The following is a 23,275-nucleotide window of genomic DNA, read 5'->3' as shown; positions in this document are numbered from 1 at the left end:
CGCCAGTCTGGGGCGGATGCTGTATGGTGTGCGCCCTTTGAGCGGAGCGATGGGCATGGACGACTGGGCGGCGAAAGAATTCGGTGGAGCGAAACTCGGAGATGGTCGCCTGACCAATCGACTGATCAAGATAGCGAGCGCTTTTGCCGAGAGACCCACGGCGAGCATTCCGGGCGCCTGTTCGGGCTGGGTGGAGACCCAGGCGGCCTACCGTTTTTTCGATCAGGCCAGCGAGAAAAAGCAGGGACTCGGGTGGGAAGACCTCCTGACGCCGCACCTGGAATGCACCATGGCCCGCATGCGCCAGCATCGGGTGGTCTTGTGCCTGCAAGACACGACCGAACTCGACTTCAACGGCCAGCAGATTGAGGGACTGGGGCCGCTCAGTTACGAGGCCCAGCGCGGCTTGTACCTGCATCCCACCTACGTTGTGACCCCGGACCGGGAACCGCTGGGAATCCTGGATGCCTGGATCTGGGCACGAGAGTTCAAGGATGCCGATGGAAACCGTCCTGGGATCCTCGAGAGCACCCGCTGGATAGAAGGCTACGAGCGGGTGGCCGAAGCCGCCGCCACGATGCCCGGTACCCGCCTCGTCTATGTCGCTGATCGGGAAGCCGATATTCTCGGACTGATGCAACGAGCCCATGCGCTGGAAACGCCTGCCGACTGGATGGTCCGTTCCAAACACAATCGCTGCCTTCCCGAGGGCGGCAAACTGTGGGCGAAAGTCCGCTCGGGCGAAGCGCTGGGCGAGATCGAATTCCTCCTGCCCGCGCGGGGCAAGGAAGCCGCCCGTCCCGTGCGCCAGAAACTCTTTGCCCGCCGTGTCGAACTGCCGGATGGCCAGGGCGGTCTGCTCCCCGTGACCTGCGTAATTGCTCAGGAGATCGGGGCACCCAAAGGCGTCAAGCCCATTGAATGGCGCTTGCTGACCAATCGCGAGGCCGACCGCCTCGAAGCGGTCGCGGAACTGATCGACTGGTATCGCGCGCGCTGGGAAATTGAAATATTTTTCAATGTCCTCAAAAATGGCTGTCGGGTGGAAGCCCTGCAACTGGGGCATATCGACAAGATCGAACTGGCCTTGGCGGTTTACATGGTGGTGGCGTGGCGCCTGGCGCACCTCGTTCGACTGGGGCGTACTCATCCGGACCTGTCCGCCTGCGAATTGTTCAGCGAGGAAGAATGGAAGGGCGCGTATCTCTTGGCAGAGAAAGAGCCGCCCAGCACCCCGCCCACTCTCCGCGAGATGATCCGCCAGATCGCCATGCTCGGCGGCTTCCTCGGCCGCAAGTGCGACGGCGAACCCGGCGTCAAGACCCTCTGGCTGGGCTTCGCACGACTCCGCGACTTCGTCCGCGGAGTCGAATTCATGCGATCCATTGATGCTAAATGAGTTGTGCGTAAGGGTATGCGTCAAACCCCTGATAGGTGCGGCTGACCTCTTCCTTCCGGGTGCCGCTGTTGTCCATCGTAAACGTATCGAAGTCCAGGCAAACGTAGCCCTTGTGCGCGGTGATCGGCGCCTCGGTGCGTTCCAGCAATCGCAGGCTGGCCTCGTCAGTGTGCGCGCGCAATTCAGCGCCCGTGGCATCGAGCCGCTGGCGCAGCCATTCGCTGCTCGGTACCTTGCCAATCGACAGCGCTTCGCGAAAGAAGCGATCCGTGCGGAAAGGTTCGATCGCTTCAAAGTCATTCTTGCCTAGCGCCATCAAGCCGACCATGCTTTTGAACAGGCCTGAGGTGTAGAGTAGAGGACAGGCTTTCGCCTGCCCTCCCTCATCAAACCGTGCATGCGATTTTCCCGCACACGGCTTTCCGATGCTCTTCACGCCACGGCATGCGCCGAGTTCCAGCCCGCCTTCGTAGGAACTTTGTATAGCCCGTAGCGCCCGTAGAGATGAGCACTTGGAAACCGGCGGAAACCAGTTCCTCGGTCCTTCACCTGATGACGCTTCATCAAATGGGTTCGCAACCGGTCTTCCGCGTGGTATCTGACTTTGCTCATCGCCAGACTTGAGTTTCGATAGTGGAAGTAGTTTGCCCAGCCTCGCAGGCTGCGGTTGACGTTTCCCACGATATCTCTCAAGGGGATGGGGGTCAGTTTCCGGCCCGTGAGTTCCGTCAGCCTCGCCTTGATTTTCTTCAGCGATTTGTCTGCTGGCCGGACATTCGGGTACGGTTTTCCAGTCTTGGCCCCTCGACTCATCTGAATCGTGAAACCCAGGAAGTTGAAGCTTGCTTGGGTGGCGTCCACGATGTGGGTCTTCGTCTCGTTGAGGCTGAGGTCCAGACGGTCCAGGACATGACGCACCACTTTCAGCGGTTCCTCTACCTCTTTTCGGCACAGGATGACAAAGTCGTCCGCGTAACGCACGAGATGTGCGGATAGCTTGCCCTTCAGGTGCTGCCGTTGCCATATTCGGTCGAGAATATGCAGGTAGCAGTTGGCCAAGAGCGGGGAGATCACGCCGCCCTGCGGCGTGCCTTTGCGATTGGCTTTTCCACCACCTACGGTCTTCTTCACTCCGTTGTCGTCTTCGCCGATGACCGGGGCTTTGAGCCATTGCTTGATGAGGTGCAGAATCCCCCCATCGACAACACGCTCGGCCACCACGGCCAGTAGCTTGGCATGCGGAATGCTATCGAAGTACTTTGATAGATCGGCGTCTATGACTTGAGTGTAGCCGGCCCATAACGTGTGGGCGATGTCATCCACGGCATCGTGGGCCGACCTCCTGGGCCGGAATCCGTACGAGTGCTCACAGAAGTCGGCTTCAAAGATCGGTTCGATGATGAGTTTCACCGCCATTTGTGCGACCCGATCGCGGAGCGTCGGTATCCCAAGCGGGCGCTGACTGCCATCCGCTTTGGGAATCATGACGCGCCTTACCGGCTGGGCGCGGTAGGTCTTGTCTTTCAGATCACGGGCCAGGTCCCGCAGAAACGTCTCTACCCCGATTCCGCTCTCGATGGCCTCGAAGCTGATCCCATCCATACCGGGACTGCCTCGGTTCGACCGGACAAGCCGCCAGGCATGACTGAGGATGTCTTCCCGGTAGAGCTTGTCGTAAAGCGCGTAAAAGCGATAGGCTGGTTCTTGCTTGGCCTTGGCATACAGCTTCCTCTGTAGCGTCCTGATCGTGTCCGGGGTGGTTAGCGACATGGCAATCCCTCGATCCTCCGCTCTTCGGTTGCACGAACAAAGTAGGGTCCCTTCCCTCGTCCGGGGTTATGTTGTCCCACGAACTCAGACGGTACTATGAACCCCTCCGACTCCCGCCTGCAGCCGCTGCGCTTTCGTTGCCTTATACGCAGCAGTCGGTGGTCTCCCCACCTCCGCAGACGGGCCTCCAGCACTGGGCAGTAAGTCTTCAAGAACATGCCATCCCTGCTACCCCGGGAGTCGATTGACGCCACTTCCGTTATTCCAGCGCCCATCCAACGGCCTTCCCCTTCTGACCACAGGGTCGGCTCCTCCACATAATTTACGAGGCTACTCATAGGTTCACTTGCGTTACGGCCTGCTCTCTTGCTGTTGGAAACTCACGACCCCGTGTCGCCACGGCGCCGCTTCCTCATGCTACCGGCAATGCTCTCAACGTAACGCGCCATTGTCATAATTTGATCAACGGTCAGATACCCGGTTGCACGTCGGGCAGGCTCCTGGCAAAATGCCTATCCCCTTGATACCCAGGTAAGATTTTATATGCCAAGATCTTTATGTCAATGTCGTTGACTCGTTCTCTAACTTCCTTTTTTCTCAAGCTTTTTTCATTCAGTCGCGTTTGACGGAGAAGGCTTTCTCCCGAACAGGCATCCTCAGTTTTCCCCGCCTGATCGCCTGCCTGCTCGGTGGGTACACGTCCAAAGTGCAGTCTGAACTGGACGCCTTCTTCGCCAACCTGGCGAACCGCGCCGACCTGGCACGAGAAGTCTCGGCGCAGGCCTTTGCCAAAGCCCGGAAGCAGGTGTCGGCCGCCGCCTTCTCGCTTCTCAACGATCATTTCCTCACCCTGGTCGATGCGCAGTTCGGCTTTCCTCTCTGGCACGGGCTGCGCGTCGTCGCCGGCGATGCCACGGACTTGCACCTGACCCTGTTCGGCAAGACCCGTGACGGCAAGCGCTCCGTCCGCCACAAGATCGAGGCCAAAGGCTTCGCGCTCTATCTGCCCGGGATCGAAATGACCCTGGCCGCCAGGCTCTACTCCACCGACGTCGGCGAGCGCCAGATGCTCTTCGAACACCTCGACAAACTCCGCCACAATGACCTCCTCGTGCTCGACCGCGGTTACCCAGCCTACTGGCTCTTCGCCGCCTTGTGGCAGCGAAAACTCCATTTCTGCATGCGGGTCGACAGCCTCAATTTCAACGTCATCAAGACATTCCGCCGATCCGGCCTGCTTGAGCAAATCGTCACCCTGCCAGCCCCCTGCAAACAGGACGCGCTCGATTACGAAATTGCCCGCACTCCTTGCCAGGTTCGACTCATTCGCCAGGTGTTCGGCCACAAGGTGCGCGTTCTCGTGACCTCGCTCCTCGATCTGGATGCCTACCCCGCCGCCGCCTTCGGGGCGCTCTATCACTCCCGCTGGAGAATTGAGGAAGCCTTCAAACGGCTCAAGCACCGTCTGGCCCTCGAACACCTGTCGGGCATGTCCTGGCTGGCCGCACAACAAGACTTCGGCGCAAAAATCCTCTGCGACAACCTCAATGCCCTGGCCGTCCATGCCGCCAGTGAATCCCTCGATCCCAATACCCGCGCACGCTACTTCATCAACCGCGGCGACACCTTCTCTCGCATCAAGCGCACCCTCGGACGCTGGCTCCTCCAGGGCATCAATGCTCTCGACAATGTCGCCTCCGTCTTCGACGAACTCATCAAGAACCTCGTCCAGATAAAACCAAACAGGTCATCTCCCAGAAATTTCACCAAAAAACCACATTTATCACATGCTTACAAAAACGGGGTATGACTATGTTCTGATAGGTTGAGAGCATTGCCCGCAAATGCCCCCGGCCGTGCCTGCACCCCCTCAGCCACAACTCCCCACCGCCCCACAAGCCGTACAGAAATCGCATCCGTCCTTCCGGATCACCGTCAGATTCCCACACTCACTACATAGTTTTCCATGTGTCGGCTGCGTGGCCGTGCTGCCTGCCGGCGTCTGCAGAATCCCCATCTGCTGCCTGGGCAGGCCGGTCTCGTCGAGGATGCCGAGCATCGCGTAGCGGTGGATGATCAGTTGCGCGAGGTAGGCCACCGTCGAGGGGTAGGTGGTCTGGCGGCGGGTGCCGGGGATGAAGGCCATGAAGTCGCCGAGCGGTTCGGGGTAGTCGAGGAGTTTTCGCAGCTTCATGCCGATCCACGCCGGGTCGATGACGCGCATGTCGAGCGACAGAAGCTTGGTCAGGCCGTCGAGGGCGCGCGGGTAGTTGCCGGACAGCCACACCGAGTAGGGACGGGTGACGCCGTCGGGCAGGGTGATTTCCTTGAGGCCGAGGACGAAGTCTTCGCTGGTCGCCGGGTTATAGACATCGACGGTCCACGACAAGGTGCCGTCGGTGCCGGTCTTCGGTTCCTTGAGGCTGAACATCGCGTCGAGCACCGGCGTCGTGCCTTCGTACTCGAAAGCGCCGAGGCGTTCGACATGAAACTGGATCAGCCGGGCCATTGCGGCAACCACCGAGGGCATGCGCTTGCGCTCGCCATGCGGCGGGAAAGGCATCTCGAAACCTTCGTCGCTGGCGGTCTTGGCCAGCGATTCGAGTTTCAGCGCCAGCCAGCCGTGGTCGTTGGCGCGCATGTCCATCGACAGCGTCTTGGCGACGGCGCCGAGGCCGCGCGGCTGCTCGGGGCCATTGACCCAGACCTCGAAGGGCCAGCGGCGTTCGTCCTGGTCGACCTGGCCGACGAAGAGCGCGAACTTGCCGTGCGTGTGCTCGATCATGTAGGTCCAGGCCATGTTGCCCTCCGGCAGGTGCGGGCGGTTCGGCCAGCGCAGGCTGGCGAGCACCGGCGCCGGCAGGGTCTTGATGGTCAGGCGGCGGTTGGCGTCACCGGTGACGAAATCCTGCGGCTGCTTTTTGTCCTCGGCCTGTTTCTGCGATTCGACCGAGAGCACCGACCCGAGAATGGTGTTCGGGCGGTAGGTGGCCAGGCCCTTGAGACCGGATTTCCAGGCGCTCAGGTAGAGATCCTGGAAGTCCTCATAAGGGTAGTCGGCCGGCACATTGACCGTCTTGGAGATCGAGGTGTCGATGTACGGGGCGACTGCGGCGACCATGTTCTTGTGCGCCTGTGCCGAGATTTCGAGCGCGGTGACGAAGTAGTCGGGGAGCTTGTCGACATCGCCGCCGCGGTGCTTGTAGAGGCGCCAGGCATAATCCTCGACGGCGTATTCCTTGAGCGTGCCGTCGGCCATGCGCTTCTTGCGGCTGTAGGTCCAGGAGAACGGCGGTTCGATGCCGTTCGAGGCGTTGTCGGCGAAGGCCAGCGAGATCGTTCCGGTGGGCGCGATCGACAGGAGGTGCGAGTTGCGCAAGCCATGCTTGCGGATTTCGTTCTTGATTTCAACCGGCAGGCGCGACGCGAAGTTGCCGCCCGAAAGGTAGAGTTCGGCGTTGAACAGCGGGAAGGCGCCGCGTTCCTTCGCCAGCTCGACCGACGCGCGGTAGGCGGTGTCACGCATGAATTCGGAGATGCGCGCGCCCATCGCAGTCGCTTCCGGGCGGTCGTAGCGCAGGCGCAGCATGCACAGGGTGTCGCCGAGGCCGGTGAAGCCGAGCCCGACGCGGCGCTTGTTGGCGGCCTCCTCGCGCTGGCGGGCGAGCGGCCAGGCGGTGACGTCGAGGACGTTGTCGAGCATGCGCGTCGACACCTGGATGACTTCGCCGAAAGCATCGAAGTCGAACTCGGCGAGCGCACTGAAAGCGTCCCGGACGAACAGGGTCAGGTTGATCGACCCGAGGCAGCAGCAGCCATAGGGCGGCAGCGGCTGTTCTGCGCAGGGGTTGGTGGCCTCGATGACTTCGCAGTAGTAGAGGTTGTTGTCCTTGTTCATGCGGTCGAGGAAAAGGATCCCCGGTTCGGCGTGGTCGTAGGTGGATTTCATCACCTGGTCCCAAAGGTCGCGGGCGCGCACGCGGCGGTACACCCAGACACCGTCTTCGCGCTGGAAGGCACCACCGCGCTTCATGTCCGGGTTGGGCTCGGCACGGTGCGTCAGTTCGACTTCGGCGTCGGCTTCGACGGCCTGCATGAAAGCGTCACTGACGGCGATCGAGACGTTGAAGTTGGAGAGGTCGCCGTGATCCTTGGCATGGATGAAGACCTCGATATCCGGGTGATCGCAGCGCAGCACGCCCATCTGCGCACCGCGGCGGGCGCCTGCGGATTCAACGGTCTCGCACGAGCGGTCGAAAACGCGCATGTAGGACACCGGTCCGGAAGCGCGCGACTGCGTGCCCTTGACCAGCGCGCCGATCGGGCGGATCGACGAGAAGTCGTAACCGACGCCACCGCCACGCCGCATGGTTTCGGCGGCTTCGGCCAGGGCGCTGTAGATGCCGGGCTTGCCATCGACGATTTCGACCACCGAATCGCCGATCGGCTGCACGAAGCAGTTGATCAGCGTCGCCGCGAGCGTCGTGCCGGCGGCCGAGTTGATGCGTCCGGCGGGGACGAAGCCGTTCTCCTGCGCCCACAGGAAGCGAGCTTCCCAGTGCGCGCGCTGCTTTTCTTCCTCGGCAGCGGCAAGGGCGCGGGCGACGCGGCGACGAACATCGTGAACCGAGGTTTCATGGCCCTTGGCGTACTTTTCGACGAGCACTTCGGCGGAGATTTCCTGCTCGGCAAGTGGCACGATCGCCGGCGCTTCGGCGACTTCGGACAGGGGTAGTTGATGTACGAGCTGGCTCATGGGCTGTCCTTCGGAGGATGGATGGCAAAGAAGTTTGATCGAAGTCGTGCGGCTGATGGGCGTGCCTGGACGTGCAGATCCAGGTTCGGCAAAGCCGCTGGCTGCAGGGCGGAACAGCCGTAAAGCTACTGCATGTAGTGGTGAAAGACAACCACAAGACTAGATGTAGTTATTCGCCGACAACCCTGCAGGCTTCGGGAAAAGCCGTGAAATCACCGGCTTGCGGCGCATCGGCGGCGGAAAAATATTTTTCGGGGAGTTTCTGCGGCGGTGAGCGGAGGAGCGGCCGATCGCGCACCGCCGGCGTCGACAGGTGAGGGAGATTTGGGCGGAGGAATGAAGAACCGGTAGGTCGGGTTAGTGCAGCGTAACCCGACTTCCTTGGGGCTGTGGGGTTACCCCCTGCGGGCTAACCCAAGCTGCGGCAGCAGGCCCAACGTCATCATCCGGCGCCAAGGGCAGCCGCTGCTAGCTCGTCTGTTTCTCGCGGGCGGCGTGCGCGATCAGCGCGGCGATCACGCAGGAGGCGATGCGCGTTTCGGCAGTGTCGGCGCGGCTGGTGAGAACGATCGGTACGCGGGCGCCGAGGACGATGCCAGCGCTGAGTGCGTTGCCCAGGTATTCGAGCTGTTTGGCGAGCATGTTGCCGGATTCGAGGTCGGGGACGACGAGAATGTCGGCGCGTCCGGCGACTGCCGAACTGATTCCCTTGGTCTTGGCGGCGACCAGCGAGACGGCGTTGTCGAAGGCCAGCGGACCATCGAGCAGCCCGCCTTTGATCTGGCCGCGGTCGGCCATTTTGCACAGCGCAGCGGCGTCGAGCGTGGACTGGATCTTGGGATTGACGGTTTCGACTGCCGAGAGAATCGCGACCTTGGGTTCGGTGGTGCCGATGATGTGCGCGAGGTCGATGGCGTTCTGGATGATGTCGACCTTCTCCTGCAGTGTCGGCAGGATATTGACCGCCGCATCGGTGATCATCACCGGTCGCGGATAGGTCGGCACGTCCATCAGGAAGACATGGCTGATGCGCCGCTCGGTGCGCAGGCCTGTGCCGCGGGCAATCACCTCGGCCATCAGTTCGTCGGTATGCAGGCTGCCCTTCATCAGCGCCTCGGCGTCGTTGCTGCGGATCAGCGTCACGGCCATGGCCGCGGCTTCATGACTGTGCTTGACGTTCACGATCCGGTGCTGTCCGAGGTCGAAGCCATTTTCCTCGGCGACGGCGCGAATCCTCTGCTCGGGTCCGATCAGGATCGGGTCGATCAGGTTCGCCTCGGCGGCGAGCAGGGCGCCCCTGAGCGATTCACGATCGCAGGGGTGAACTACCGCCATGTCGATCGGTGCCAGGCCTTCGGCGCGCTTGACCAGCACCTGCAAGCGTGCGTATTTGTCGGATATGGTGATTTCCGGCATGGTCGTGCGCTTGGTGCGGATCTTTTCCCGCGGCGCCAGCACTTCGGCGCTGCCCGACACCACCAGCAGCTGATCCTGATTGAAGCAGGCGCAGTCGAGGATGATGTGGTGGTTGTGGTCGAATTTCTGTTTGACGGTGACCGTTACGGTGATGGTGTCGCCGATGGTCACCGGTCGCGCAAAGTGCACGGTCGATTCGATCAGGACCGTTCCCGGCCCCGGGAACTGCGTTCCCAGGGTGGTCGACATCAGCGATGCGGTCCACATGCCGTGCGCGATGAAATCCTGGAACAGGCCGCTGTGGCGGAATTCGGCATTGGCCAGTGCAGGATTCATGTCGCCGGACATCAGGGCGAAAAGTCTGACATCCTCCGGGCGCAGTGTGCGGATCAGTGACGAGCTGTCACCGACATTGATCTCGTCGTAGGTTCGACTTTCGAGAAATTCGAGAGGGGTCTCAAAGTGCATGCTGGGGCTCCGAATGACGATTGCAGGGGTGATCAGAACGAGGCCGGGATATTGTACCCGCGACCGCCCAGGAGAATGTCTCCGACCCGGCTGCAGGCTCTCGCAACGACGAGGCTGGCCAGTTGCCGCAGTGACGCCCCCTGGAATCGGCAGTGACTCACTGATGGATATCATTATGCTGCAATGCAACACAAAATACCATGACGATCTGGGTCTGCGCAGAACCGGCCCGTGGCCGATTGGACATAGGAACGCCTACGAAATAACTTCCCGTTTTGACTGTGCGCTCGGGCATGCCACTTGCTTGCTTGGTTGTTCTGAAAACAGCAAAGGGAATGCAGCGTGGGCTATTACCGGGAAGACGTAGAGCGGCGAATGAAGGAATTCTATCGGCGACTATCGGAAAAGGATCGTCGCCGGTACGCGGCGGTGGAGTCTGACAAGTTGGGGCATGGGGGCCAGCAGTACATCGCGCAGTTGTTTGAGATCGATAGCAAGACGATCCGACAAGGACTGGCCGACCTGGACATAGCGGAAGAGGCGACGGGGGATAAGCTCCGAAAAAAGGCGGTGGGCGGAAGCGTAAGCTCGACCTGACGCCCGAATTATCGACGACGTTTCTGGACGTCGTTCGAGAGCATACGGCGGGCTGTCCGCAGCACGCCATTCGTTGGACCCATCTGCGCCAGCCGGAGATTGCCCGGCGCATTAGCGCGACGGGAACCCCGGTCAGTTGCCGGATTGTTCGCCAGTTGCTGAAGCAGCATGGCTTTGTTCGCCGTCAGGCGCAGAAGAAGACGTCGTTCAAGCAGCACCCTGAGCGCAACCCGCAGTTTGAAAACATCACAGCGCTCAAGGCCGCGTACCTGGCGGCTGGTCAGCCCGTACTCTCCATGGACACCAAGAAGAAAGAGATGCTCGGCAATTTTTACCGGAACGGCACGCTTTACACCCGAGAGACCCTGGCCGTGCTGGATCATGACTTTCCCAGCTATAGCGAAGGCAAAGTCGTACCGCATGGCTTGTACGACATCGGTTTGAACAAAGCCCATGTCAATCTGGGCACGAGTCATGACACCACGCAGTTCGCGTGTGACAGCGTGGAACGTTGGTGGTCTTTGCACGGACGTCACGATCATCCCAATGCCGATAAGATATTGATTCTGTGCGATGGCGGTGGCAGCAACCCCTCACGCTCGCCGTTGTTTCAGCAGGACTTGCAAGCGCTTGCCAATCGGCTCAAGCTGGAAATTCGGATCGCCCACTTCCCGCCGTATTGCTCCAAGCACAATCCGATTGAGCACCGCGTCTTCCCCCATGTCACGCGCGCTTGCGAAGGCGTCGTATTTGAAAGCGTGCCTCTGGTCAAACAACTGATCGAGCGTACCCAGACTCGAACTGGACTTCAGGTCACCGTCGATATTATCGATCGCGTCTACGAAACCGGACGGAAAGCGGCGCTTGATCTCAAGGCATCCCTGCGCATCGTCGCCGATGCACTACTGCCCCCATGGAATTACACCATCCTGCCAAATTCAACAGCATAAAACCGGGAAGTTATTTCGTGGGCGTTCCATATTGTTGACCTGCATCAGTACGCACCGCGATGGAGAGGCTAGGCTTCCTGCCGTGGCTCGGAAATCGCTACGCTCGCTGGGAGACTGTCGTGACGGAAGAATGTATTGATGCCGCAAGGCTGGACGAACTGCTGCAGCCGATCATCGACCGTCATGGCGGTGATCCGGGCCAGTTGCTGCAGATTCTGCTGGCGGTGCAGGAGGTGCTGGCTTACCTGCCGGCGGCGGCGCTGACTGCGATCGCCAGGGCGCTCAAGCTGCCGCGCGCGCGCGTCGAAGGCGTCGCCGGTTTCTATTCCTTCCTGCACCTGGCACCGGTCGGTCGCTATCGCGTGCTGTTCTCGGACAACATCACCGATCGCATGCTCGGCAGCGCCGAGCTGATGGATCGTCTGTGCAATCGGCTGTGGATCGAGCGCGGCAAGGTTTCCGAGGAGGGCCTGGTCAGCGTCGATACCACTTCCTGTACCGGCATGTGCGACCAGGGGCCAGCGCTGCTGGTCAATGGGCGGGCGCTGACACGCTTGTCGGCCGAGCGCATCGACCGCATCAGCGAACTGATCCGGGCAGAGGTGCCACTGACCGACTGGCCGGGGGAATACTTCCGGGTCGACGACAATCTGCGCCGCCGCGATGTCCTGCTGAACGTGTGCTGGCCAGCCGGCGAAGCGATTCGGGCGGCGATTGCGCGCGGCGCCGAGGCGATGCTTGCGGAAATGAAGGCTTCCAATCTGCGCGGACGCGGGGGAGCCGGTTTCACCACACAGATCAAGTGGGAATCGGCACGCCGGGCGGAAGGCCAGGGCGAGCACCCCAGCCGCTACGTGGTCTGCAATGCCGACGAGGGCGAACCCGGCACCTTCAAGGATCGCGTGCTGCTCTCCAGCTACGCCGACCTGGTTTTCGACGGCATGAGTGTCGCGGGTTTGACCATCGGTGCCAGCAAGGGCCTGCTCTACCTGCGCGGCGAGTATGCATACCTGCTGCCGGCGTTGCATGCAAACCTCGCGCAGCGCCGACAGAGCGGCCTCCTGGGAAAGTCGCTGTGCGGCCAGGCTGGTCGTGACTTCGAGATCGACATTCATCTCGGTGCCGGAGCCTATGTCTGCGGCGAGGAATCGGCGCTGCTCGAATCGCTCGAAGGCAAGCGCGGCGTGCCGCGGATTCGTCCGCCTTTTCCGGTCAGCGTCGGTTATCGCGGGCAGCCGACGGTGGTGAACAACGTCGAGACGCTGTGCAAGGCGGCGCTGATCGCGGTCCATGGGGGCGCCTGGTTCGCCGGCCTGGGCACCAAGCAGTCGACCGGCACCAAGCTCTTGTCGATCTCGGGCGACGTCGAAACGCCGGGAATCTACGAGTACCCCTTCGGCGTTTCGGTGGCGCAGGTGCTCAAGGACTGCGGCGCCGGTAACGCGCAGGCGGTGCAGATCAGCGGGCCTTCGGGAATCTGTCTCGGGATGCACGAGTTTTCCCGCCACATTGCTTTCGAGGATGTGCCGACGGCAGGCGCTTTCATGGTTTTCGGCGCGCATCGCGACATGTTCGAGGTGGCGCGCAATTTCGCCCACTTCTTCGCGCACGAGAGCTGCGGCTTTTGTACGCCCTGCCGCGTAGGCACCGCGCTGGTCGCCAACTGCATGGACAAGATCGCCGACGGGCGTGGCTCGCAGTACGACATCAACGAGATCTTCAAGATCCATCGCCTGCTGCATGCCGCCAGCCATTGCGGGCTCGGCCAGTCGGCGTGCAATCCCTTGTTCGATACGCTCAACAAGTTTCGCCCGGCGTATGAGCGACACCTGCGCTCGCTCGACTTCGCGCCGGCTTTCGACCTCGACCAGGCACTCGACGCGGCTCGCCAGATGACCGGGCGCGACGATGCGGCGGCGCATTTCGGTCTTGCCGCCCGACTGACGGGATATGCACCATGAAAACGCAAAGTATTCTGCTCGATGGCCTGCCGGTGCCTTTCGAGGACGGACAGACGATCATGGACGCGGCGATGGCCGCCGAGATATTCATTCCTCACCTCTGTCATCACCCCGAGTTCAAGCCGCAAGGCAGTTGCAAATTATGTACGGTGAAGGCCAACGGCCGTTACGTGTCGTCGTGCATGATGCCGGCGAAGGATGGCATGGAGGTTGAGAACAATTCGCCGGATCTCAACGACAAGCGGCGGACGATGCTGCAGATGCTGTTCGTCGAAGGCAATCATTTCTGCCCCTCGTGCGAACAGAGCGGCAACTGCATGCTACAGGCGCTGGCCTACGAACTCGAAATGCTGTCGCCGCATTTCAACCAGTTCTATCCAAACCGGCCGCTCGATGCTTCGCACCCTGATCTGTTGCTCGACTTCAATCGCTGCATTCTCTGTGAGCTGTGCGTGCGCGCCAGCCGTGACGTCGATGGCAAGAATGTCTTTGCCCTTTCCGGGCGGGGCTTGACCAAGCACCTGATCGTCAATGCCGAGTCCGGGCGGCTCGCCGACACCGATTTTTCCCTGGCCGACAAGGCGGCGCATGTCTGCCCGGTCGGGGTGATCATCGAGAAACGCAAGGGCTTCGCGATCCCGATCGGCAGGCGCCGCTACGATGTCGAGCCGATCGGCATGCAGGTCGAGCGCCTGGCCAACCGGACTGCGACCGAGGAAGAGGCCTGAGATGAACGCTGTGCCCCAGAGCCGGAAACTGCGTCTCGCGACGACTTCGCTGGCCGGCTGCTTTGGTTGCCACATGGCTTTTCTCGACATCGACGAGCGTTTGCTGGAACTGCTCGAGCGGGTCGAATTCGACCGCTCGCCGCTGACCGACATCAAGACCTGCGGCCCCTGCGACATCGGCCTGGTCGAAGGTGGCATCTGCAACGCCGAGAACATCCACGTGCTGCAGGAGTTTCGCCGCAATTGCAAGGTACTGATCGCCATTGGCGCCTGTGCCGTCAATGGCGGGCTGCCGGCGCAGCGCAACCATCTCGACCTCGGTCGGTGCCTGCAGGAGGTCTATCTGACCGGGCCGGGAATCGTCAACGGGCAGGTGCCCAACGATCCGGAATTGCCGCTGCCGCTCGACAAGGTGCACCCGATTCATGAAATCGTCCGCATCGACTACTTCATTCCCGGCTGCCCGCCGTCGGGCGACGCCATCTGGAAGTTCCTGACCGACCTGCTCGATGGGCGGACGCCACGGCTCGGACATCCCCTGCTGCATTTTGATTGATGGAGGCCAGTATGGAAGGCGCCTTGTTTGCACTCGAAACTGCGCCAGCCGACGCCGGCACGCTGCGCCGGCTGGCAATCGACCCGGTGTCGCGCGTCGAAGGTCACGGCAAGGTGACCTTGCTGCTCGACGAGAACGATCAGGTGCAGCAGGTTCGCCTGCACATCGTCGAATTCCGCGGTTTCGAGAAGTTCATCCAGGGTCGCCCGTACTGGGAAGTACCGGTGATGGTGCAGCGTCTGTGCGGCATCTGCCCGGTCTCGCACCACCTGGCGGCTGCCAAGGCGCTCGACCAGGTCGTCGGCGTCGGGCAACTCACGCCGAGCGCCGAGAAGCTGCGCCGCCTCATGCACTACGGGCAGATCCTGCAGTCGCATGCGCTACATTTCTTCCATCTCTCATCGCCGGACCTGCTTTTCGGTTTTGACAGCGAGGCCAGCCGGCGCAACATCGTCGGCGTCGCGGCAGCGTATCCCGAGGTCGCGAAGCAGGGCGTGCTGCTGCGCAAGTTCGGCCAGGAGGTGATTCGCCTGACCGCCGGCAAGCGTGTGCATGGCACCGGCGCGATTCCCGGCGGAGTCAATCGCGCGCTCTCGCGCGAGGAGCGCGACGGCCTGCTGGCCGACATCTATCCGATCATCGGCTGGGGCCGGTCGGCGGTGCAACTCGTCAAGCGCCTGTACACCGCCAATCCCGCGCTCTACGACGTTTTCGGCACCTTCCGCTCGAACCTCCTGTCGCTGGTCGGCGCCAACGGCGCGCTCGACTTCTACGACGGCCGCCTGCGCGCACGTGACGCCGACGGCAGGATCATCGTCGATGGCGCCCACGTCAAGGACTACCACCAATTGATCCGCGAGGAAGTCAAGCCGTGGAGTTACATGAAATTCCCCTTCCTGGCGGCGCTTGGGTCCCAGAATGGCTGGTACAAGGTCGGCCCGCTGGCACGCGTGCAGAACTGCGACTCGATCCCGACGCCGCTCGCCGAAGCCGAGCGGCGCGAGTTCATCGACCACGGTGAGGGCAAGCTGATCCACGCACCGCTGGCCTACCACTGGGCGCGCATGATCGAGATGCTGCACGCCGCCGAGACGATCAAGGATCTGCTGCACGACGACGACCTTTCGGGTAGCGAACTGACCACCAGCGGCGCTCGCAACCGCGAGGGCGTCGGCGTCATCGAAGCACCGCGCGGCACCTTGATCCACCACTATCGCGTCGGCGACGACGACCTGGTGACGATGTGCAACCTGATCGTGTCGACGACGCACAACAATCAACCGATGAACGAAGCGATCCGCCGCGTCGCCCAGCGCTACCTGAACGGACGCCAACTGACCGAGGGCCTCCTGAACCACATCGAAGTCGCCATCCGCTGCTTCGACCCCTGCCTGTCGTGCGCCACGCATGCCCTCGGCAAGATGCCGCTACAGCTCGAATTGCACGATGCGGCCGGGCGCGTCATCGAGCAAATCAGTTCAAACCCATCGAACGCCCCGACTCCGACATGCGCCCAGTCGTAGGTTGGGTTAATGTGAAAGTCGCTTCAGCGACTCACGAAACTCCCCTCTCCACTTGCGGGAGAGGGGTTGAGGGAGAGGGAAACGGTCATGACTTTCATGATCGGGGGTGCCTGGAAAGTCATGACCGTTAGCCCGCAGAGCGTAACCCAACATCCTGAGGCCGAAGTGTCGGGTTGCGCCTGTCCTGAGCAACGCCGAAGGGCGACGCCAACCCGACCTGCGAACCTGAGAGATTGAAAGCGCCGGAAGTGTCGCTCGCCCCGGTCGTGATTCTGGCCTGCGGCAACCCCAGCCGCGGCGACGATGCACTCGGACCGATCCTCCTCGATCGCCTGCAGGCCTGGCTCGAATCCTCGGGTTGCGCTGGTCTGGCCGACGACTTCGAGCTGATCGGCGACTTCCAGTGGCAGGTCGAGCATGCACTGGACCTCGTCGGACGGCGCCTGGCGCTGTTCATCGACGCCGGGCAGCAGACGCACGCGCCTTTTGTCTTTCGTCGGGCGCAGGCCATCGACTCCGCCAGCCCCAGCACGCATTCGCTGCCTCCCGAATCGGTGCTCGCCGTCCTCGCGCGCATCAATCAGGAAGCGCCGCCGCCGGCTTTCGTGCTCTGTGTGCGCGGTCAGCGCTTCGAGTTGGGGGAGGGCTTGAGCACCGCCGCGACGCGCCACGCCAATGCCGCGTTTGAACTCCTCAAAGAGTTGTGTCGTGCCGCTGAAGTGGGCGCCTGGCAGGCTCGCGAGAGCGGGGGAGAGTAGACTTCAAAGCGGACAGTCAGCTTCGCTATTGGAAGAGCGCCCGCAGCGATGGGCAGCAGCAGATGTGTACCGCCAACGTTTTTGATGTTTCAATATTCACGGAAGTTGATGGCATCAGAGAATGATCGAGTAGGAAACCGCAGCCAGTCATCATGGCTGTGGGTGCGAAATGCCGCACCCACAGCCATGATCGAGCATATCGACACTCCACCACGTTCCGAGTAGGCGAGGAGGTTACCCCCCTCACCCCTCACAGACCCGAGCGAGCCCAATTAAGGCACTCGGTTCCTCATCGTACAGCTTCGCTCACGTACGGACATAGCGATGGACGATCATCGGTTTGGGTAGGGGAAAAGCCTGTAGTACTTGACCAAATGCTTCCCAGCACAGGTAACTCTTCTGCCGCGATCGACGCGATAGCCACTTGTGCCATAAGCGGAGAACCGCGTGATGCAGGCTACTCAGACTGTCCGCGTTGCCGGTTATGCCATAGTAGGCATAGTGTCCGCGCAACATGCGACACAGCCGTTCATATTGCTCTCGTAGCTGCCAATGGCGCATACGGCGACACTGTTGATTAATTCTACTTTGCCACATTTCTAAAATGGTTGAAATACAGGCTATTGAGCTACATATCTAATGCTCTACCACATAAGGAGTATGACGATGAAATCGCCAAATTTATTTATTTGGGATCGGGCGTGCGGTGGCCAGCTGCTGCGAGAATCTGACCAGCCATTTTCAGTCGTTCCGGGAGTGTTTCCGCAGTAAAACGCGAAGCACGGCCGAGCAAGCTGAACAGTACTTGCGGGGCCTTTTTCAAAGCCCTCGTGCGAACCTGGAACAGATGAGCGAGACGGTGGCGGAGACCGAGTATTACAGCCTCCACCACATGTTGAGCGATGCTGCATGGGACTTTGAGAATGTGCGTCGGGAGACGGCGCGACAAGCGGACGAGTGGATCGGTGGGCCAGAGACGGGACTGTTGCTCGATGAGTCTGGGGTCCAAAAGAAGGGCGACCATTCAGCGGGCGTGGCCAGGCAGTACAACGGTCGCCTGGGTAAGGTCGAGAACTCGCAGGTTGGAGTGTATGCCGCCTTGGCACGAGGGTCGCAGGCGGCGATCATCGACTTCGAATTGTTCCTTCCAGAGCGTTGGGTTGAAGACGCCAAGCGTTGCCAGGAAGCGGGGATTCCGGAATCGGCACGGGTCTTTCGGACTAAGCCGCAGATGGCTGCCGAGATGGTCAAGCGGGCACGAGCCGCCGGGGTGCGCTTTGGCTTCATCGGTGCCGACGGCCTCTATGGCCACGCGACTTGGCTGCTGTTTGATTGGGACGATGCAGGTGAGGTATTCGCCACCGAGGTGCACAGCGACCAGCAGTTTTACTTTACCGATCCGGGAAAGGCGTGGGTACCGGCCTGGGAAGCCCGCGAATGGGCCGCGCGCCTGAAACGAAAGGAGTGGCACCCGGTGATCCTGCGCGACGGGGAGAAGGGTGAAGTGCGCGCGATGTTTGCCCATACCCGCGTGTGGATCAGTCATCCGAACAGCGCACAGGCCCGCCAATGGCATCTCCTGGCACGCCGCGATGGCAAGGAGGTGAAGTTCATGCTCTCCAACGCGGCGCCCGACACGCCACTTCGCGAGCTGGCACGCATGCAGGCACAGCGCCACTTCATCGAGCGCGCCTTCGAGAATGCGAAAGGTTGCTGTGGGATGGCCGACTACCAGGTACGCAAGTGGCGGGCTTGGTACAACCACATGGCGCTCGTCTGCGTTGCACTACTCTTTCTCGTCAAGGAGCGGCGGCAACACTCACCCTACGCCGAGTTACTGTCCTGTGCCGATGTCGTCGACATGCTCGTGGCGCAGCTCCCGGTGAAGATTCACGGTCGCGAAGACCTCGTGCGAATCATCGCCGAGCGTCATGCACGGCGACAAAGCGCCCGCGACAGCGCCTACCGAAGGCAGCCGCCAGCACCCAAAAATGCCATTAGAATCTGTTAATGTAGAAGTAAATAGGTTCCAGCAGCATCACAATGGCCCGCTGCGCCACCTTGTCTTCGAAGGAAGGAAGGAATGCCCAACCCGCGCTGGCCGCCATCCGCTTTGGCAATATAGTGCCGACGGACTGGTGGCGCTTGGTAACGGCCCGATTTGAGTCGGTCTATCAGACTGAGCAGGTTTTCCTGCAACTTCACTTCATACTCCTGCGCCGTCTGACCATCAACTCCCACCGCGCCATCTTTGCGCGTGCATTCATAGGCATAGTGCATCCACTCGTAGTCAATGTAATGGTTTAAGGAAGTCAATGCCATTTCGCGGGTGCTTCTCGCCAAGCTGGCTATTCGCTCCTGTTTCGTTGACACGTTGTCAGGTTTCAAAGCACCCTCCATGCTTCTCAAAAGCGATTCTGTACGACAGTGCCCCGCTTTTCTCGGTCGGGTTCGCGCGAGCCGCGTTCCCCGACGTCATCAGTACTATCAAGGCACTAAGACTTCCTGTGCCGAATACGGGGTCACTTATGGATTCGCTTCCCCGCTCCAACTCTTGTCTTCGTCGTTCGCTCCCTTGGCAGTGAAGACACCCACCAGGGCCTGGCCCAGCCCCGTGCTCAGGGCTGCTTGAGTTGGTCGAATACACAGGATCTCCCAGGTTCCTGGGCAATCCATCCCATACTTGATCAGGCCGGGCATCGCCCAGGGCCGGCGCAAGACGTGCTCGTAGTAAAACTTCAAGCCATACAGATCGAGCTTGACGGAACTCCACGAGTGCGACGCCACCAGTTCGGTGAAGTAGTCCAGCAATTGCTGCTCGGACAGTGCGTCAATCTGATGATCAAACCGCTCGCCGATCCGCCGGATGGCGCGCGAGTACGCCTCGATGGTCTTCGGTTGCAGCCCCTTGAGGGTCAGGTGTTGCAGATGCCGTGCGTAGTTGCGATCAAACGTTGCTTCCGGTGATGTGCTCATCGTAACATGACCTCCAGTTTCGTCAGGGGAGAGTCCCTCGTTCGAGGGGTGAGGTCATATTCTGATGCGAGCGCATCGCCACCGGATCCTCCGCGCAGCGGCTTCGTCCAACGCCTTCCCGATCGAGACGAAGTGAAAAACCCATGACTGTTTTCGCCCAGACCCCCAACCCCTCCGGCAACCGGACCGCCTGCAAGCTGCGCTTGCAGGTTCACTCCGGCCTTCGGCCTCCGCCGGCAGGTTACGTCGAACGTTCGGCCTTTCTTCCACCAATGAGAAGCCTCAAATGAGAAGTACAAGTTTCGGTTTCGGTACCGTCAGGATTATTTCTTCGGTCATGCTACTGGCGTCGGTTCTCCTTTCTGGTTGTTCCGATCCCAAGAGCTATGAAGTAACGAAACTGACTGAGGAGCCGCGCAAAGAACTTGGGCAGAAGCTCACCTCGGACGAAGGACAAAAGCTGGCTGGCTGATGAGGAACGTCATCACGGGAAAAGAGCCGCCCGTTGGAACGACGGTTGCTATGGCACAAAATGAAGCATGAGTGGATGACCTTCAAAAACCGGACCGCCGAGATGCTTGAGGCAGATGTCGGTAAAATCCTGGACGGCTTTGGCTCTGATTGTCGGATGACTTTTTGCTAACCCCCGTTGGCCGGTCAAATTCCCCCACCTTTGGTCACTTCAAAATCCCCCACCCTGAAGGTCGCGTGACGGAGCAATAAGGCCCCGTTTTTGGCGCTTTCGGAGTACCGCCCGGCAGGACGTAATCTTCCCCCTTCGATTATTGAAGGGAGTCTGGAGTGAACGTCTTGAAGCCACATCTGCAAACCACGGTCTTCACCCTGCTGGCCGCCGGGAAGAGCCAGCACGAAATTGCCCGCATCACCGAAATCGATCGCAAGACGATCCGCTGCCTGGCGCGGCGTTTTTCGAGCGAAGAGGCAAATTCCCCCGGGGTGGCCACCGGCCCTCTCGGTCAAATTCCCCCACCCCGACCACCGGCGCCGAGCCGGCCATCGACTTCCGCCTGCGAGCCTCATCGCGCCTTCATCGAAGCGCAGTTATCGCTTCGCCGCAACTTCACGGCGATCTACCAGGACCTGGTCGATCAGTTCGGCTTTGCCGCCAGCTATAACAGCGTCAAGCGCTTTGCCGGGACGCTGATCGCACGCGAGCCGGCCCAGTTTGACCGACTGGAATTCGCCCCCGGCGAAGAGGCGCAGGTCGACTATGGCGAAGGGGCGCTGACGCTTCACCCCGGTACCGAGCGCTATCGCCGGCCGCGTCTGTTTGTCATGACCCTGCGCTATTCCCGGCGTAGCTTTCGGCGGGTGGTCTGGAAGTCCAGCCAGGAAGCCTGGGCCAGACTGCACGAGCAGGCCTGGCGGTATTTCGGCGGCAGCAGCCAGTACGTGGTACTCGACAACCTGAAGGAAGGGGTCATCAAGCCCGACTTGTACGAGCCGCAGCTCAACCCGGTCTACGCGGCCGTACTCGCGCATTACGGCGTCGTGGCCGACCCCGCACGGGTCCGGGATCCGAATCGCAAAGGCAGCGTCGAGAACGCCATTCAGCATACCCAGAACACGGCGCTCAAAGGCCGACGCTTCGCCTCGATCGAGGAGCAGAACGCCTTCCTCGAACAGTGGGAGACGCGCTGGGCAGCGCAACGCATTCACGGCAGCGCCAAGCGCCAGGTCGAGGCGATGTTCCAGGAGGAACGTCCGCTGCTCAAGCCCTTGCCTTTGCAGGGCTTCGCGTATTTCACCGAGTCGCTACGCACGGTCTGCGACGACAGCTGTGTACGCGTCGAGCACAGCAGCTATGCCGCCCGTCCGGCGCCTATCGGCAGCCGTGTGCTGGTCCGCCTGTTCGAGCAGCACCTCGAGATCCGCGATTTCCAGTCACAGGCCTTGCTGCGTACCCACCCCCGGGCGACGCAACCGGGCAGCGTGATCTTGCCCGACGAGGAGCGCCCTTTCAATCCGTCGCGGGAAACGCGTCGCATCTTGACCCAGGCCAAGACCATCGGCCCGGCCACCGAGCAGTTGTGCCAGTGCCTCTTTGAGCAAGAGGGGCGCGTTGGTCAGCGCCGCCTGTGGGGCATCGTCAGCCTGGCCAAGCGTTACCCCCGCACGCTGATCGACCGTGCCTGCGCGATGGCCCTGCACGACGGCGTGCGCAGCTATCCACAGATCCAGGCGCTCACCGAGCGCCTGCTCAACGAAGCTCTGGCCGATATCGATACCCCGGTGCAGGGGGAGCTGGCGTTGACCCAGGACGACCGTTTGATTCGCGCCGCCGAGGACTACGGCGACCTGTTCTCCCTTGGCGCTCAAAAGAGCGCCGCTTTGTCACTTCCCCTGGAGGATTCCAAATGAGCATGACCCTGAACGAGATCGAACGTGCGCTGCGCGACCTTCGCCTGTCCGGCATTCGCGCCACCCTGGAAACCCGCGTGCTGCAAGCACAAGCGAATCAGGCGCCTTTCCTGGAAACCTTCTCGATGATTCTGCAGGATGAACTGGACCGGCGCCGTTCGCGTTTGCTGGATCGCCGTTACCAGCAGTCGGGTCTGGACGAGCGCGCGACCTTGACGGACTTCGACTGGCGCTTCAATCCGAAGCTGCCGCGGCAGGCGTGCTTCGAGCTGCATACGCTGAAATTCGTCGCCGAAGGCCAGAACGCGCTGATCATCGGCAAGCCGGGCACGGGCAAAAGCCGGATCGCCAAGGCGGTGGCTTACCAGGCGACCCTGCAGGGCCTGGATGTGCGGGTGCTCGAGGCCGACAGTGTCTTTGCCAGCTACGCGCTGTGCAGTGGCGCCGATCAGCAGCGGCAACTGCGTCCCTGGCTCGACGCCGACCTGCTGGTACTGGACGATCTCTTCCTGGCCCGGCGCATCAGCGACAGTGCGGGCGAGTTGCTGCAAACGTTGGTTCATCAGCGTTACAAGGCGCGCCGCAGCCTGGTGGTGACCTCCAACCGGGTGGTCCAGGACTGGGGCAAATACCTGGGCGACAATACGATGGCCAGCACGATTCTCGACCGGCTGATGCATCGCTCGCATCTGCTCGAGTTTGAAGGCCACAGCTATCGGCTTAAAGAGGCGGCGACGCGCTTCGCACAGCAGCCCTCAGATCGCTGATGCGCCGCTTCGAACCCACGGCCGGCGCTTGCTTTGGCGACCTCTTGCGCTCATCCACCACGCTTTGGGGCGCGGCCCCAAACCCCGCGTTCGCCACGTGGCAGCCGCCAGGAGCGTGGGGTCGCTACGCGCTGTCAAGCGGCTTTCGCGGCATAAACGGGCGGCAAACAACGCCGCCCATTTATTCCACGGTCCACTTGACAGCGCTTCGCTCCCTCCGGCCAGGATCAGCACTGCCACAGCAAACTCGTTCCCCTTGAACTCACCC

General features: G+C 61.3%; 17 protein-coding genes and 2 pseudogenes. 13 read left to right on the top strand and 6 right to left on the bottom strand.

What is annotated here, in order from left to right:
* Positions 1 to 37 precede the first annotated feature (37 nt).
* The gene (locus V5B59_RS14640; RefSeq protein WP_434735629.1) at positions 38 to 1,399 is read left to right on the top strand and encodes an IS4 family transposase; all 1,362 of its coding nucleotides are present in this window, start codon (positions 38 to 40) and stop codon (positions 1,397 to 1,399) included.
* Between the two features lie 13 nt (positions 1,400 to 1,412).
* Here the strand turns inward: V5B59_RS14640 and V5B59_RS14635 are convergent.
* Together V5B59_RS14635 and ltrA are read right to left on the bottom strand one after the other, a co-directional pair.
* Positions 1,413 to 1,748 (bottom strand): annotated as a pseudogene (locus V5B59_RS14635) (IS1380 family transposase); the annotation flags it as partial.
* 83 nt (positions 1,749 to 1,831) lie between these two features.
* A complete protein-coding gene (ltrA, locus tag V5B59_RS14630) occupies positions 1,832 to 3,169 on the bottom strand; it encodes a group II intron reverse transcriptase/maturase (protein WP_332351545.1) in 1,338 nt (445 codons plus the stop codon).
* 622 nt (positions 3,170 to 3,791) lie between these two features.
* Here ltrA and V5B59_RS14625 point away from each other — a divergent pair.
* A complete protein-coding gene (locus tag V5B59_RS14625; protein WP_332351557.1) occupies positions 3,792 to 4,979 on the top strand; it encodes an IS4 family transposase in 1,188 nt (395 codons plus the stop codon).
* A gap of 60 nt (positions 4,980 to 5,039) precedes the next feature.
* Here the strand turns inward: V5B59_RS14625 and V5B59_RS14620 are convergent, their stop codons facing one another.
* Both V5B59_RS14620 and V5B59_RS14615 read right to left on the bottom strand, forming a co-directional pair.
* Positions 5,040 to 7,925: an adenosylcobalamin-dependent ribonucleoside-diphosphate reductase gene (locus V5B59_RS14620; RefSeq protein WP_332351987.1), complete on the bottom strand. Its 2,886-nt coding sequence runs from the start codon at positions 7,923 to 7,925 to the stop codon at positions 5,040 to 5,042.
* A 468-nt stretch (positions 7,926 to 8,393) separates the two neighbouring features.
* Positions 8,394 to 9,809, bottom strand: coding sequence for a bifunctional enoyl-CoA hydratase/phosphate acetyltransferase (locus V5B59_RS14615; RefSeq protein WP_288130731.1), 1,416 nt, complete (start codon positions 9,807 to 9,809; stop codon positions 8,394 to 8,396).
* A gap of 375 nt (positions 9,810 to 10,184) precedes the next feature.
* Here V5B59_RS14615 and V5B59_RS14610 point away from each other — a divergent pair, with 375 nt between their 5' ends.
* The 8 genes from V5B59_RS14610 (at position 10,185) to V5B59_RS14575 (ending at position 18,893) form a co-directional block, all read left to right on the top strand.
* Positions 10,185 to 10,406, top strand: a complete 222-nt coding sequence (locus tag V5B59_RS14610) for a hypothetical protein (protein ID WP_248594609.1) — start codon at positions 10,185 to 10,187, stop codon at positions 10,404 to 10,406.
* A complete protein-coding gene (locus tag V5B59_RS14605; RefSeq protein WP_332352159.1) occupies positions 10,403 to 11,356 on the top strand; it encodes an ISAzo13 family transposase in 954 nt (317 codons plus the stop codon). Before V5B59_RS14610 ends, V5B59_RS14605 begins: the two co-directional genes overlap by 4 nt.
* A 119-nt stretch (positions 11,357 to 11,475) precedes the next feature.
* Positions 11,476 to 13,317 (top strand): NAD(P)H-dependent oxidoreductase subunit E, encoded by a 1,842-nt coding sequence (locus tag V5B59_RS14600; protein ID WP_332351986.1) that lies wholly within the window; start codon positions 11,476 to 11,478, stop codon positions 13,315 to 13,317.
* Positions 13,314 to 14,045: a 2Fe-2S iron-sulfur cluster-binding protein gene (locus V5B59_RS14595; RefSeq protein ID WP_332351985.1), complete on the top strand. Its 732-nt coding sequence runs from the start codon at positions 13,314 to 13,316 to the stop codon at positions 14,043 to 14,045. Before V5B59_RS14600 ends, V5B59_RS14595 begins: the two co-directional genes overlap by 4 nt.
* Before the next feature lies 1 nt (position 14,046).
* Positions 14,047 to 14,601 (top strand): NADP oxidoreductase, encoded by a 555-nt coding sequence (locus tag V5B59_RS14590; protein ID WP_034908618.1) that lies wholly within the window; start codon positions 14,047 to 14,049, stop codon positions 14,599 to 14,601.
* 11 nt (positions 14,602 to 14,612) lie between these two features.
* The gene (locus tag V5B59_RS14585) at positions 14,613 to 16,124 is read left to right on the top strand and encodes a Ni/Fe hydrogenase subunit alpha (protein WP_332351984.1); all 1,512 of its coding nucleotides are present in this window, start codon (positions 14,613 to 14,615) and stop codon (positions 16,122 to 16,124) included.
* 248 nt (positions 16,125 to 16,372) lie between these two features.
* Entirely contained in the window at positions 16,373 to 16,882 is a 510-nt protein-coding gene (locus V5B59_RS14580) for a hydrogenase maturation protease (protein WP_034908625.1), read from the top strand.
* A gap of 706 nt (positions 16,883 to 17,588) precedes the next feature.
* Positions 17,589 to 18,893 carry an IS701 family transposase gene (locus tag V5B59_RS14575; RefSeq protein ID WP_332351419.1) on the top strand — a complete coding sequence of 435 codons (1,305 nt, stop codon included), beginning with the start codon at positions 17,589 to 17,591 and terminating at the stop codon, positions 18,891 to 18,893.
* On the opposite strand, the gene V5B59_RS14570 is transcribed toward V5B59_RS14575, so the two are convergent.
* Positions 18,890 to 19,270 (bottom strand): hypothetical protein, encoded by a 381-nt coding sequence (locus tag V5B59_RS14570; protein WP_211203498.1) that lies wholly within the window; start codon positions 19,268 to 19,270, stop codon positions 18,890 to 18,892. The two genes, V5B59_RS14575 and V5B59_RS14570, sit on opposite strands and share 4 nt — an antisense overlap.
* Positions 19,271 to 19,564: 294 nt before the next feature.
* A pseudogene (locus V5B59_RS14565) lies at positions 19,565 to 19,858 on the bottom strand (site-specific integrase); the annotation flags it as partial.
* A gap of 286 nt (positions 19,859 to 20,144) precedes the next feature.
* On the opposite strand from V5B59_RS14565, the gene V5B59_RS14560 reads away from it, so the two are divergent.
* From V5B59_RS14560 to istB, 3 genes are all read left to right on the top strand, one after another.
* Positions 20,145 to 20,330, top strand: a complete 186-nt coding sequence (locus tag V5B59_RS14560; RefSeq protein ID WP_169071597.1) for a hypothetical protein — start codon at positions 20,145 to 20,147, stop codon at positions 20,328 to 20,330.
* 329 nt (positions 20,331 to 20,659) lie between these two features.
* A complete protein-coding gene (gene istA, locus V5B59_RS14555; protein ID WP_169071598.1) occupies positions 20,660 to 22,240 on the top strand; it encodes an IS21 family transposase in 1,581 nt (526 codons plus the stop codon).
* A complete protein-coding gene (gene istB / locus V5B59_RS14550) occupies positions 22,237 to 23,007 on the top strand; it encodes an IS21-like element helper ATPase IstB (protein WP_169071599.1) in 771 nt (256 codons plus the stop codon). The genes istA and istB overlap by 4 nt, the downstream gene beginning before the upstream one ends.
* Positions 23,008 to 23,275: the final 268 nt, after the last annotated feature.

It is taken from the genome of Candidatus Accumulibacter contiguus (genome assembly GCF_036625285.1).
GTDB lineage: Bacteria > Pseudomonadota > Gammaproteobacteria > Burkholderiales > Rhodocyclaceae > Accumulibacter > Accumulibacter contiguus.
The sequence above is the reverse complement of the archived record's forward strand: the minus strand, read 5'-3'. Positions and strand labels throughout refer to the sequence as shown.

Coding starts and splice junctions, on each gene's coding strand:
- ltrA (WP_332351545.1), bottom strand. CDS start 3,169: ATGTCGCTAACCACCCCGGACACGATCAGGACGCTACAGAGGAAGCTG.
- V5B59_RS14620 (WP_332351987.1), bottom strand. CDS start 7,925: ATGAGCCAGCTCGTACATCAACTACCCCTGTCCGAAGTCGCCGAAGCG.
- V5B59_RS14615 (WP_288130731.1), bottom strand. CDS start 9,809: ATGCACTTTGAGACCCCTCTCGAATTTCTCGAAAGTCGAACCTACGAC.
- V5B59_RS14610 (WP_248594609.1), top strand. CDS start 10,185: ATGAAGGAATTCTATCGGCGACTATCGGAAAAGGATCGTCGCCGGTAC.
- V5B59_RS14595 (WP_332351985.1), top strand. CDS start 13,314: ATGAAAACGCAAAGTATTCTGCTCGATGGCCTGCCGGTGCCTTTCGAG.
- V5B59_RS14590 (WP_034908618.1), top strand. CDS start 14,047: ATGAACGCTGTGCCCCAGAGCCGGAAACTGCGTCTCGCGACGACTTCG.
- V5B59_RS14585 (WP_332351984.1), top strand. CDS start 14,613: ATGGAAGGCGCCTTGTTTGCACTCGAAACTGCGCCAGCCGACGCCGGC.
- V5B59_RS14560 (WP_169071597.1), top strand. CDS start 20,145: ATGAGAAGTACAAGTTTCGGTTTCGGTACCGTCAGGATTATTTCTTCG.
- istB (WP_169071599.1), top strand. CDS start 22,237: ATGAGCATGACCCTGAACGAGATCGAACGTGCGCTGCGCGACCTTCGC.